The 12,830-nt window shown below is 39.5% G+C and carries 4 protein-coding genes, 9 tRNA genes and 3 rRNA genes; 14 read left to right on the forward strand and 2 right to left on the reverse strand.

Annotation, left to right across the window (positions count from 1 at the left end; translation table 11 throughout):
* Positions 1–205: 205 nt before the first annotated feature.
* The 12 genes from AB4865_RS02480 to AB4865_RS02535 all read left to right on the forward strand — a co-directional run bounded on the left by AB4865_RS02480 (position 206) and on the right by AB4865_RS02535 (position 8,595).
* Positions 206–1,722, forward strand: a 16S ribosomal RNA gene (locus AB4865_RS02480).
* Between the two features lie 67 nt (positions 1,723–1,789).
* Positions 1,790–1,863 (forward strand) — tRNA-Ile (locus tag AB4865_RS02485).
* Positions 1,864–1,941: 78 nt separating this feature from the next.
* Positions 1,942–2,015, forward strand: a tRNA-Ala gene (locus AB4865_RS02490).
* Positions 2,016–2,126: 111 nt separating this feature from the next.
* Positions 2,127–5,000: ribosomal RNA gene (locus AB4865_RS02495) — 23S ribosomal RNA — on the forward strand.
* A 94-nt stretch (positions 5,001–5,094) separates the two neighbouring features.
* Positions 5,095–5,206, forward strand: a 5S ribosomal RNA gene (gene rrf / locus AB4865_RS02500).
* The 16S, 23S and 5S rRNA genes sit together here with 2 tRNA genes alongside, the layout of an rRNA operon.
* A 631-nt stretch (positions 5,207–5,837) precedes the next feature.
* Positions 5,838–5,910 (forward strand) — tRNA-Gly (locus AB4865_RS02505).
* A 44-nt stretch (positions 5,911–5,954) separates the two neighbouring features.
* Positions 5,955–6,027, forward strand: a tRNA-Gly gene (locus AB4865_RS02510).
* 43 nt (positions 6,028–6,070) lie between these two features.
* Positions 6,071–6,143, forward strand: a tRNA-Gly gene (locus AB4865_RS02515).
* A 46-nt stretch (positions 6,144–6,189) separates the two neighbouring features.
* Positions 6,190–6,262, forward strand: a tRNA-Gly gene (locus AB4865_RS02520).
* Positions 6,263–6,307: 45 nt separating this feature from the next.
* Positions 6,308–6,380 (forward strand) — tRNA-Gly (locus AB4865_RS02525).
* A 556-nt stretch (positions 6,381–6,936) separates the two neighbouring features.
* Positions 6,937–7,704, forward strand: a complete 768-nt coding sequence (locus AB4865_RS02530; RefSeq protein WP_372474163.1) for an exodeoxyribonuclease III — start codon at positions 6,937–6,939, stop codon at positions 7,702–7,704.
* Positions 7,705–7,716: 12 nt separating this feature from the next.
* The gene (locus AB4865_RS02535) at positions 7,717–8,595 is read left to right on the forward strand and encodes an OmpA family protein (RefSeq protein ID WP_372474164.1); all 879 of its coding nucleotides are present in this window, start codon (positions 7,717–7,719) and stop codon (positions 8,593–8,595) included.
* Between the two features lie 85 nt (positions 8,596–8,680).
* On the opposite strand, the gene AB4865_RS02540 is transcribed toward AB4865_RS02535, so the two are convergent.
* Complete coding sequence (locus AB4865_RS02540; protein WP_372474165.1) at positions 8,681–11,935, reverse strand: protein O-mannosyl-transferase family; 3,255 nt, start codon at positions 11,933–11,935, stop codon at positions 8,681–8,683.
* Between the two features lie 248 nt (positions 11,936–12,183).
* On the opposite strand from AB4865_RS02540, the gene AB4865_RS02545 reads away from it, so the two are divergent.
* Together AB4865_RS02545 and AB4865_RS02550 are read left to right on the forward strand one after the other, a co-directional pair.
* Positions 12,184–12,254, forward strand: a tRNA-Gln gene (locus AB4865_RS02545).
* Positions 12,255–12,323: 69 nt separating this feature from the next.
* Positions 12,324–12,394, forward strand: a tRNA-Gln gene (locus AB4865_RS02550).
* Between the two features lie 35 nt (positions 12,395–12,429).
* On the opposite strand, the gene folB is transcribed toward AB4865_RS02550, so the two are convergent.
* The gene (gene folB, locus AB4865_RS02555) at positions 12,430–12,786 is read right to left on the reverse strand and encodes a dihydroneopterin aldolase (protein ID WP_372474166.1); all 357 of its coding nucleotides are present in this window, start codon (positions 12,784–12,786) and stop codon (positions 12,430–12,432) included.
* Between the last annotated feature and the right edge of the window lie 44 nt (positions 12,787–12,830).

Here is a 12,830-nt window from a genome sequence, read left to right on the forward strand (position 1 = left end):
TAAGTAGGGGGAGAAAAACTTTAACAAATTTTTTAACAAAATAAATTTTGGTAGTTTTAAAAATTCTTTCTACTTTTGCACTCGCTTTCTGAGAGGGGAGTGAAAGTAAAACAAGAGACGATCATAGAAAATATTTTATTGAATTAACAGCATACCTGAGAGAACAAGTAAAGTTGGGATAAAACATCATTAATATAAAAAATATACGATGAAGAGTTTGATCCTGGCTCAGGATGAACGCTAGCGGCAGGCCTAACACATGCAAGTCGAGGGGTAGAGCTACTTTAGTAGTTTGAGACCGGCGCACGGGTGCGTAACGCGTATGCAATCTACCTTATACAGAGGGATAGCCCAGAGAAATTTGGATTAATACCTCATAGTATATTTGAGTGGCATCATTTAGATATTAAAGATTTATCGGTATAAGATGAGCATGCGTCCCATTAGTTAGTTGGTGTGGTAACGGCATACCAAGACGATGATGGGTAGGGGTCCTGAGAGGGAGATCCCCCACACTGGTACTGAGACACGGACCAGACTCCTACGGGAGGCAGCAGTGAGGAATATTGGTCAATGGAGGCAACTCTGAACCAGCCATGCCGCGTGCAGGAAGAATGTCCTATGGATTGTAAACTGCTTTTGTACGGGAAGAAAACGTGCTATGTATAGCAAACTGACGGTACCGTAAGAATAAGGATCGGCTAACTCCGTGCCAGCAGCCGCGGTAATACGGAGGATCCGAGCGTTATCCGGAATCATTGGGTTTAAAGGGTCCGTAGGCGGGATTATAAGTCAGTGGTGAAAGTTTGCAGCTTAACTGTAAAATTGCCATTGATACTGTAGTTCTTGAATTTTTGTGAAGTAACTAGAATATGTAGTGTAGCGGTGAAATGCATAGATATTACATGGAATACCAATTGCGAAGGCAGGTTACTAACAAAGGATTGACGCTGATGGACGAAAGCGTGGGTAGCGAACAGGATTAGATACCCTGGTAGTCCACGCTGTAAACGATGGATACTAGCTGTTTGGTTTTCGGACTGAGTGGCTAAGCGAAAGTGATAAGTATCCCACCTGGGGAGTACGCACGCAAGTGTGAAACTCAAAGGAATTGACGGGGCCCGCACAAGCGGTGGAGCATGTGGTTTAATTCGATGATACGCGAGGAACCTTACCAGGGCTTAAATGTAGATTGACTTATTTGGAAACAGATATTTCTTCGGACAATTTACAAGGTGCTGCATGGTTGTCGTCAGCTCGTGCCGTGAGGTGTCAGGTTAAGTCCTATAACGAGCGCAACCCCTGTTGTTAGTTGCCAACGAGTGATGTCGGGAACTCTAGCAAGACTGCCGGTGTAAACCGTGAGGAAGGTGGGGATGACGTCAAATCATCACGGCCCTTACGTCCTGGGCCACACACGTGCTACAATGGCCGGTACAGAGAGCAGCCACTTGGTGACAAGGAGCGAATCTATAAAGCCGGTCACAGTTCGGATTGGAGTCTGCAACTCGACTCTATGAAGCTGGAATCGCTAGTAATCGGATATCAGCCATGATCCGGTGAATACGTTCCCGGGCCTTGTACACACCGCCCGTCAAGCCATGGAAGCTGGGGGTACCTGAAGTCGGTGACCGCAAGGAGCTGCCTAGGGTAAAACTGGTAACTGGGGCTAAGTCGTAACAAGGTAGCCGTACCGGAAGGTGCGGCTGGAACACCTCCTTTCTAGAGATGTCCGACTTTACCTCTCGCTGTTGGTTCAAATAAATGGATAAAATAGAAGGATATACAGAGTCTCGTAGCTCAGCTGGTTAGAGTACTACACTGATAATGTAGGGGTCGGCAGTTCGAGTCTGCCCGGGACTACTAGTATTAAATAGGAAATTCTAGAAGTTGAGCAGTTATGCGGTAGATAAGGCAAAACAAATAACTCGTAGAATGTATGGGGAATTAGCTCAGCTGGCTAGAGCGCCTGCCTTGCACGCAGGAGGTCAAGGGTTCGACTCCCTTATTCTCCACAAATCCGAGAGGAAGACAAGTTCATAGACATATTGGGAAAACACAAATAGATAGAAAAATAAAAAGCACGATTTTTTGTGATAGAGATATTACAAGAGATAAAAAGAGCACAATAAGCAAAATAAGGGCGTATGGGGGATGCCTAGGCTCTCAGAGGCGAAGAAGGACGTGATAAGCTGCGAAAAGCTACGGGTATTGGCACATACGATTAGATCCGTAGATATCCGAATGGGGCAACCCACTAGTTTGAAGAACTAGTATCCGATAGGAGGCGAACCCGCTGAACTGAAACATCTAAGTAGGCGGAGGAAAAGAAAACAAAAGTGATTCCGAGAGTAGTGGCGAGCGAAATCGGAAAAGCCCAAACCAAAGTTGTTTTGGCAATTTTGGGGTTGTAGGACCACGATATTTTAATCAAAGGGAACTAGAAGTATCTGGAAAGATACACCGTAGAGAGTGATAGTCTCGTATAGGTAAACGATGTATTAAATAGTGGTATCCTGAGTAGGGCGGGGCACGTGGAACCCTGTCTGAATCCACCGGGACCATCCGGTAAGGCTAAATACTCCTGAGAGACCGATAGTGAACCAGTACCGTGAGGGAAAGGTGAAAAGAACCGTGAATAACGGAGTGAAAAAGAACCTGAAACCATACGCTTACAAGCGGTCGGAGCCCATTAGTTGGGTGACGGCGTGCCTTTTGCATAATGAGCCTACGAGTTACCGTTGCTGGCGAGGTTAAGTGATTAAGTCACGCAGCCGAAGCGAAAGCGAGTCTGAATAGGGCGTTATAGTCAGTAATGGTAGACGCGAAACCGTGTGATCTACCCATGGGCAGGTTGAAGTTTGGGTAACACCAAATGAAGGGCCGAACCGGTTGACGTTGAAAAGTCTTCGGATGACCTGTGGGTAGGGGTGAAAGGCCAATCAAACTCGGAAATAGCTCGTACTCCCCGAAATGCATTTAGGTGCAGCGTTTATTATAGTTTATTAGAGGTAGAGCTACTGATTGGATGCGGGGGCTTCACCGCCTACCAATTCCTGACAAACTCCGAATGCTAATAAATGATTATAAACAGTGAGGGCATGGGTGCTAAGGTCCATGTCCGAGAGGGAAAGAACCCAGACCATCAGCTAAGGTCCCGAAATGTATGCTAAGTTGAACAAACGCGGTTTGACTGCCTAGACAGCTAGGATGTTGGCTTGGAAGCAGCCATTCATTTAAAGAGTGCGTAACAGCTCACTAGTCGAGCGGTCGAGCATGGATAATAAACGGGCATAAGTATACTACCGAAGCTATGGACAGATATACTGTGGTAGGGGAGCATTCTAAACTGGGTAGAAGAAGTACTGCGAGGTATTTTGGACTGTTTAGAAAAGAAAATGTAGGCATAAGTAACGATAATGCGGGCGAGAAACCCGCACACCGTAAGACCAAGGTTTCCTCAGCTATGCTAATCAGCTGAGGGTTAGTCGGGACCTAAGGCACACCCGAAGGGGGACGTCGATGGCCAACGGATTAATATTTCCGTACTTCTTATAGTTGTGATGGAGTGACGCAGTGGTGAAAGTACCGCGAACTGACGGAATAGTTCGTTAAAGGTCGTAGCTATAGACTTTATAGTAAAATGCGTAGAGTTTGGCGAAAACTGATAGTACTCGGAATCTACGGATGATGAGATAGTGTACCTAAAGGCTGCCAAGAAAAGCTTCTAAACATAGATTATAAGAACCCGTACCACAAACCGACACAGGTGGTCGAGGAGAGTATCCTCAGGTGCTCGAGAGATTCATGGCTAAGGAATTAGGCAAAATAGACCTGTAACTTCGGGAGAAAGGTCGCCAGCGCAAGCTGGCCGCAGTGAAAAGGTCCAGGCGACTGTTTATCAAAAACACAGGGCTCTGCAAAATCGAGAGATGAAGTATAGGGCCTGACACCTGCCCGGTGCTGGAAGGTTAAGAGGAGATGTTAGATTAATCGAAGCATTGAATTGAAGCCCCAGTAAACGGCGGCCGTAACTATAACGGTCCTAAGGTAGCGAAATTCCTTGTCGGGTAAGTTCCGACCTGCACGAATGGTGTAACGATCTGGACACTGTCTCAGCCATGAGCTCGGTGAAATTGTAGTATCGGTGAAGATGCCGATTACCCGCAGTGGGACGAAAAGACCCTGTGCACCTTTACTATAGCTTAGTATTGTTCTTGGATAAGTGATGTGTAGGATAGGTGGGAGACTATGAACTGGGTTCGCCAGGATTCAGGGAGTCATTGTTGAAATACCACCCTTTGCTTATCTGAGGACTAACTCTTTTTTTAGAGAGGACATTGCTTGGTGGGTAGTTTGACTGGGGTGGTCGCCTCCAAAAGAGTAACGGAGGCTTCTAAAGGTTCCCTCAGCACGCTTGGTAACCGTGCGTAGAGTGCAATGGCAAAAGGGAGCTTGACTGCGAGACTTACAAGTCGAACAGGTACGAAAGTAGAGCATAGTGATCCGGTGGTTCCGTATGGAAGGGCCATCGCTCAAAGGATAAAAGGTACGCCGGGGATAACAGGCTGATCTCCCCCAAGAGCTCACATCGACGGGGGGGTTTGGCACCTCGATGTCGGCTCGTCACATCCTGGGGCTGGAGAAGGTCCCAAGGGTTGGGCTGTTCGCCCATTAAAGTGGCACGCGAGCTGGGTTCAGAACGTCGTGAGACAGTTCGGTCTCTATCTACTGCGGGCGTTAGAAATTTGCGTGGATCTGATTCTAGTACGAGAGGACCGAATTGGACTAACCTCTGGTGTATCAGTTGTGCCGCCAGGTGCATTGCTGAGTAGCTACGTTGGGAAGGGATAAGTGCTGAAAGCATATAAGTACGAAACCCACCACAAGATGAGATTTCTTTAGAAGGGTCGTTGGAGATGACAACGTTGATAGGCTATAGATGTAAAGGCAGTAATGTCAAAGTCGAGTAGTACTAATCACCCGTAAGCTTATGTGCTCTAAGAGTTGCTTTTATAAAGTATCAATAGAAGTGTTTTACAATATGTACGATATTCCTGCTAAATTAGATAATATAAATTAGCAGAACCGATTTAAGGTGGTTATAGCGTTGGGGCTCACCTCTTCCCATTCCGAACAGAGAAGTTAAGTCCAATAGCGCAGATGGTACTGCGTCATAGCGTGGGAGAGTATGTCGCCGCCTTTTTTTATAAAAATCCGTTTCATAAGAAACGGATTTTTTTTATGCTAAGATGCGGAGCAGTTCGCGAGCTCGGGTCGCCGCCTTTTTTTGTTTAATCCACTTCGTGAGTTTCACGGACTATCTATGTTTATGGTCAAGTCTATTTATGCACTTCGTGCGGTTTGAGTTGTATATGCTTTCAGTGTTGAGTCAAGATATCGGCTTGTTTACTTTTAAAAATATTTGTTTAAGTAATTTTTAGTATGCAATCTATACGATTTAAATATGGTTGTTTAACTATATAGTGCATATAAAAAAAGACCAAACGTTTTCAAAATATTATTAAATAAATGAAGGAAACTATATTTGAAGTATAATTTTTATATAGTAGTCGTTTATTGTTTTTAAGACGTTTTTATTGTTTTTAAAGCATCATACTACAATTGTATAATATATGGCTTTAAACGCTTTGTTTTATTGTTTTTTAGTAATTGATTGTATTCAAGTAATGAATTTATTGTTTAATGGTTTTTGTTTTTCATAATTATAAATTGTAGATACTTTAAAAAAATATTTTTTTGTATAAAAAATTTGCATTGAAATAATAATTATTCTTATATTTGCACTCGCAAAACAATAATAAAGTTATGCAAATGCGGAAGTAGCTCAGTTGGTAGAGCGTCAGCCTTCCAAGCTGAATGTCGCGAGTTCGACCCTCGTCTTCCGCTCTTAGAACATAAAAAAACAGATTAGTGAAAGTCTAATCAAAAACGCGGAAGTAGCTCAGTTGGTAGAGCGTCAGCCTTCCAAGCTGAATGTCGCGAGTTCGACCCTCGTCTTCCGCTCTTGGAACATAAAAAACAGATTAGTGAAAGTCTAATCAAAAACGCGGAAGTAGCTCAGTTGGTAGAGCGTCAGCCTTCCAAGCTGAATGTCGCGAGTTCGACCCTCGTCTTCCGCTCTTGGAACATAAAAAAAGCAGATTAGTGAAAGCCTAATTAAAAAATGCGGAAGTAGCTCAGTTGGTAGAGCGTCAGCCTTCCAAGCTGAATGTCGCGAGTTCGACCCTCGTCTTCCGCTCTTGGAACATAAAAAAGCAGATTAGTGAAAGCCTAATTAAAAAATGCGGAAGTAGCTCAGTTGGTAGAGCGTCAGCCTTCCAAGCTGAATGTCGCGAGTTCGACCCTCGTCTTCCGCTCAAAAAAAAGAAAAAAAACTTGTACTATTGTACAAGTTTTTTCTTTTTTCATTAAAAGATATAAGTTTTTTACTTCAACTACTATTTAAAAAGCATAGATTGTTTTTCTTCTCTTGTAATGATATTGATACCAAGCTACTGATTCTTTCAGTAAATTTTCATATACTAGGACAAATAATTATATAGCTTATACGGCACATATTTTTATTTTTTATAATGATACTAAATATACGGGTGTAAAAGTGATTTTTATCATATTTATTGAAATTATTTTAATCAATTATCAAAAAACACTTTTGTAATATTGAAAATATGTTTTCATTTGCAACAGACAATATATTTTTAAAATATCATTACTAGAATTTTACACTTTAATTTTATATAACTAATATATTTTTTGTGTAATTATACATTCAATAATACTCTCCTTTTCCACCCAAGCCAAATTTTTTATACTACCCTTGTAAAACATAATAGAAAAACGATGGCTTGGGTTTTTTATTTTAACTTTAAAAAAGTATATTTGTTGTTTGGAACATATAAATAATACATTTTAATGAAAATCATTTCCTATAATGTAAATGGAATTAGAGCAGCAATCAATAAAGGATTTTTAGATTGGTTACAAGCAGCCTCGCCTGATGTCATTTGTTTGCAAGAAATAAAAGCTACGGAAGATCAAATTCCTACTATGGAAATCGAAATGGCGGGATATCCTTTTCAGTATTATTACCCAGCACAAAAAAAAGGGTATAGTGGTGTAGCTATTTTGTGTAAAAAAGAACCCAAAAACATTGTTTATGGTACAGGAATCGAGTATATGGATGCCGAAGGTAGAAATCTGAGAGTAGATTTTGACGATGTTTCTATTATGTCTATGTATTTACCTTCGGGTACCAATATCGAGCGTTTGTCTCACAAATTTCAATATATGGACGACTTTCGTACATATATCAATGAATTGAAAAAGACAGTTCCCAATTTAATTGTTGGTGGTGATTATAACATTTGCCATGAGGCAATTGATATTCATGACCCAGTGAGAAATGCAAAAGTTTCTGGTTTTTTGCCTAAAGAACGAGCTTGGTTAGACGCTTTGATAAATGATGGATGGACAGATAGTTTTAGGTTGTTTACTCAAGAGCCACATCACTATTCTTGGTGGAGTTATCGTGCAAATGCCAGAGCCAACAACAAAGGATGGAGAATTGATTATCTTTTGGCTGAGAAAAACTTGGAAGAAAGGATAAAAAGAGCGTATATTTTGCCCGAAGCCAAGCATTCTGACCACTGTCCAGTAGTTATAGAAATTGAAAGTAAATAAATAAGTAAAACTATGAAAAAAATTGTTTTATTAGCATCAGTAGTATTGTTGACTACTTCGTGTGTATCTCGAAGACTCTACAACGAATTGAACGAAAAAAATAAAGATTGTGCCAATAGGTTGGAACTATTGTCTGAAGAAAATGAGCAAAACAAAGCAGCAATGCTCAATCTTAGTGGTAAAAACAAGATGTTGGAAAACGATTTGACTAAAGCAATTCAGGAACGAAACAAATGGAATTCTGATTATAATGCGATGTCAAAAAACTTTGAAGATTTGGAGAAAAATTCGGATGCTGCAATCAAAGCAGAAATTGAACGTTTAAACAAATTGAAATTTGAATTGGATGCAAAATCTAAAAGAGTATCTGAGCTTGAAAGTCGATTGGATGAGCAAGATAAAAATTTAAAGAGGTTGAAAGATGCTTTGTCAAAAGCCTTGTTTGAATTTGAAGGAAAAGGTCTTACAGTACAGCAAAAAGATGGAAAGGTATATGTATCGATGGAAAACAAATTGTTGTTTTCGTCGGGTAGCTGGACGGTAAGTCCTGAGGGACGTAATGCTGTACAACAATTGGGTAGCGTTTTGGCTCAAAATCCAGACATTGCTATTTTGATCGAAGGGCATACCGACAACGACAAAGTAGTTGGTACCTTGGGAGGCGGAATTACAAACAACTGGGATTTGTCCACTAAAAGAGCTACGGCAATTGTAAATATCTTGGAAGCAAATCCGTTAATTGACAAAAGCAATCTTACGGCCGCTGGTAGAAGTGAGTTTGCTCCTATAGCATCCAATGCTACTACCGATGGGAAGGCAAAAAACCGTAGAATCGAAGTGATTTTAACTCCAAAATTGGATGTAATTTCTAAAATGATTAATGAAATTTAATCGAAAAGAATATCTAAAATTTTAAATCAAAAATATAAAAATAGGGTGTCCGTTGATTTTCGGACACCCTATTTTATTATTAGGTTTATAGAGAATCCTCTGATAATTCAGTGGCATCTATCATCTCTTGCTGTTGTCTAAGAGCATCTATGTATCGTTTAAAGATACTACTTTGTTTTAGCAACTCTTTTTCAAGCACTTTATACATAGCAGGACTTTTCTTTTCTGCTAAATCTGCCAAACGTTGTAATGCCTGTAAATTGTCTATAATTTCCATAGCATACTCATCTTGCTCTTGCGTAGGCATACTTGCATAATAAGCTAAATATTCTATGCGTTTTTTCTTTAATTGGCTTACAACGTCATCCGCTTTTTTGATTTCGTTTGTTCTGTAATACAATTCGGCAAATGGTTCTACCGATTCATAGATACCGTAATAGTCTATTGGGAGATTTTTTAGTGCGATATCAGCAATTTCGATAGCTTTTTCTCTCTTTTCTTCACGGTATAGAGTTTCTGCCAATCTCGACAAATTGATACGATATAAAAACGCATTTTTACGAGTTTCTGGGTCGTGATAGATTTTGTCGCTACCCATATTACCCCAATCCCATTTTTTTACCGTCTGATACATTTTTTCTGTATCAATATTTCCAATAAAGATAGGGTGTGGTTGTGTATCCATTGGTGTTTTGATAGGTACCAGTTTGTACACCAAACCTGTGAGTTGCATATAATCTTTCATCCACAAGAAATCTTCTTCAGATAGCGAACCTGATGTAAAATATACTGGTCGTTCCCAAAGATTGTTTGAGATGATGTCCAACATGATGATGCGTTGTCTATAAATCGCATTGTCATTGATGTCAAGCGATATTTCCGATACTATTTCTTCTGCGTATTTTTCGCTCACGGTGTTTGTAGCCAATACCTTCTCTTTGTCAACAGTAATTTTAAATTTCTTTGTGGGAATACGAATAATTTGTTCGCCATTGCTCATTTCTACTTTTGTACGAGGGTCATCGTTTGCAATGTACTCCATCAAATCATTGAGTTCTACTCGTTCATCCATCGAAGGGGCAATTGCTGCATAATACAGATTACTTCCTGCATATTGCTTATGATCAAATCTGATTTTCAGAGGTTTTGAATCATACGCCGCTACTTTCATTTGGTCTATATACCATTCTGCTTGCAACAATGCGGTACATACAACTCTCACATCGGTACGATAGCCTTCTACCTCTTGCAAATACCACAAAGGAAAGGTATCATTGTCGCCTATAGTAAACACTATACCGTTGGGTTCTATAGAGTCGAGGTAGGCTTTTGCTAATGCCAATGCCGTGTCTTTGCCCGAGCGGTCGTGATCGTCCCAGTTTTCCTTTGCCATCAATACAGGAGCAGCCAATAATGAAACAGCAAAAGTGATAGGAAGTGCAACTTTTGGAGAAATTTTCTTTGCCAATTGTTGGAAAATTGCAAAAACTCCCATTCCTATCCAAAGGGCAAATACCATAAACGATCCCACTACAGCATAATCTCTTTCTCTTGGCTCAAACGGACGCTCGTTTAGAAATACTTTCAAGGCAAAACTCGTCAAAACAAATAGAGCTGCCAACATGTAAAACGATTTCCAGTCATTCTTAGAATGCCAAAAAGCACCGATCAATCCCAAGATAAAAGGCAACATATAATAGTGATTTCTACCTTTGTTATTTGCCAAATCTGACGGTAAATTTTTCTGTGATCCCAAACGTATTTCGTCTAAAAACGAAATACCAGTTACCCAGTTTCCATTATCTCTTCCTCCTGCACCTTGAATATCGTTTTGTCTTCCAGAAAAATTCCACATCAAATACCTCCAATACATGTAGCCAAATTGATAGTCAAACATGAATTTCATGTTTTGGAAAAAGGTAGGGTTTTCTATTTTGAACTGATCTTCAAACTGAGCTAAATATTGAATATTTGCCTCGTAATCTCTAAGTGAAAGCGTGCCATCTTTTAGATCGTTTTCTAGTTTGTAAAGATCTCTGTCGTAATCGCTATTTCCCGAAATGTTTTTTATTTTCAACGGCCCACCATAACGCATATAGTTGAGTGGGTGCGAGCCGTCAGTACTCCACATTCTCGGCAAGAAACCTTTTAGAGAAGAGGAATAGTTGGGTTCTGAGTTTTTGTAATTATTTACTATTTCATATTTCCCTGTTTCATAATTTCGTTCATAGTTGGGCTTTCCATCGATATAAGGTTTGTTTTTGTCCAATTCACGACGATATTTTACTGTAAAGAATGTGTCGTAAAAAAGCGAACGTTCACCATATTGCTCACGATTGTAGTATGCTTTTAACTCGGCAGCATCCGAAGGTTTGTTTTCATTGATTGGAATTTGCGTATTGGCACGAATAGGTAGCATCAACCAAGACGAAAAACCGATAAAGATGAATAAAACAGTAAGAAGTAATGTATTGTATTGAGTCAATTGTTTTTTCTGGGTGAAAAACAATCCGCCTACAAATAGAGAAACAATCAATACAAAACCAAAGATAGTTCCCGAATTGAAAGGCATATTTAGGCTATTTACGAAGAAAATTTCCGTTTTTCCAAAAAATGCAAATGTCCAAGGCATCAAATACAAAAAGCTAAATAGTAAGATAGCAATGATGATAGCATTGGCACCGATAAAGTTTTGTAGAGTAATTTTGGGATATTTAGCAAAATAATACAAATATCCTATCGTAGGAATGGTCAGCAATGCCATAAAATGTACTCCAAATGACAGACCTATTACCAATCCAATAAGTAATAACCATTTATCAGCTCTAGGAGTATGAATATTTTCAGTCCATTTCAACCCCGCCCAAAGCAAAACCGAGATGAGGAGCATAGCTGTCGCATATACTTCGGCCTCGACTGCACTAAACCAAAACGAATCAGAAAAAGTAAAAGCCAATGCACCAACAAATGTACTACCCAAAATAGCATATTCTTGAACTTTGTTTACTTTTTCTTGAGTAGAGCGCAGTATTCTGTGCAAGATTTCTACTCCACTCCAATACATAAATAAGATGGTAAATGCACTCGAAACAGCAGCTACCATATTTACCCAATAGGCAATTTTTGTAACATCAGAGGCAAAAAGCGAAAACAAAGCTCCCAACATTTGATAAAGAGGAGCGCCAGGAGGGTGACCTACTTGTAATTTGGTAGAAGTAGCAATATACTCTCCAGCATCCCAAAAACTCAAGGTAGGCTCGAGCGTTAAAACATAGGTAATCAGGGCGATTGCAAAAACAATCCATCCTAAGATTTGTTTACTTGTTTTGAATGTTATCATTGATTTACTATAAATTTTGTATAAACCCACAAAGTAACGTTTTTTTTTGGTAGAAATGAAATTTAATAAAAAAAATAATTTTTCTCTAAAAAGATTTGCAACTATAAAAAATATCCATATCTTTGCACTCGAGTTTGAAAAGAAAGTAAGTATGTTTGCTATTTCAGGCTAAATTTTATTTTCATAAGATAATAAATTTTTAAATTGAACGTAAACCTTTCGTTCAATCGCAAAAGAAAGGTTTATATTGGTCTATGGTGTAATGGTAACACAGCTGATTTTGGTTCAGTCGTTCTAGGTTCGAGTCCTAGTAGACCAACAAAGACTAATCGTCTTTTTATTATATATTTATTTGAAGTAATACAAGTTTTCAATTTTGAAAATTTATTGGTCTATGGTGTAATGGTAACACAGCTGATTTTGGTTCAGTCGTTCTAGGTTCGAGTCCTAGTAGACCAACAAAAATACCGCTCCAAACGGAGTGGTATTTTATTTTATCTCGATTTTTCCATGACGATGGTTACTTGTTCTACATCTCCACCAATCGGCGGATTGATTTTTGATACTTCAATCAAGACATAAGTAACCATCTGTAATTCTCTAAAAATACGCTGAATAATCCTTTCAGCTACATGTTCCAAAAGTTTGGAACGAATTGCCATTTCTTCTTTTACAATGGCATTGAGGTGTACATAATCAACCGTGTCTGCCAACTCATCAGAAAGTGCAGAAGGCTGCAAATCTGCTTTTACCTCCAAATCTACTCGATAATCTGAGCCTATTTTTTCCTCTTCTACCAAACAACCGTGATTGGTAAAGACGCGAATGTTTTTTAATCGTATGATTCCCATATTAAGCATTTAAACATAAATTCATAAAGAAAGACTGTCCAATG

It is taken from the genome of Capnocytophaga sp. ARDL2, assembly GCF_041530365.1.
Lineage (GTDB): Bacteria > Bacteroidota > Bacteroidia > Flavobacteriales > Flavobacteriaceae > Flavobacterium.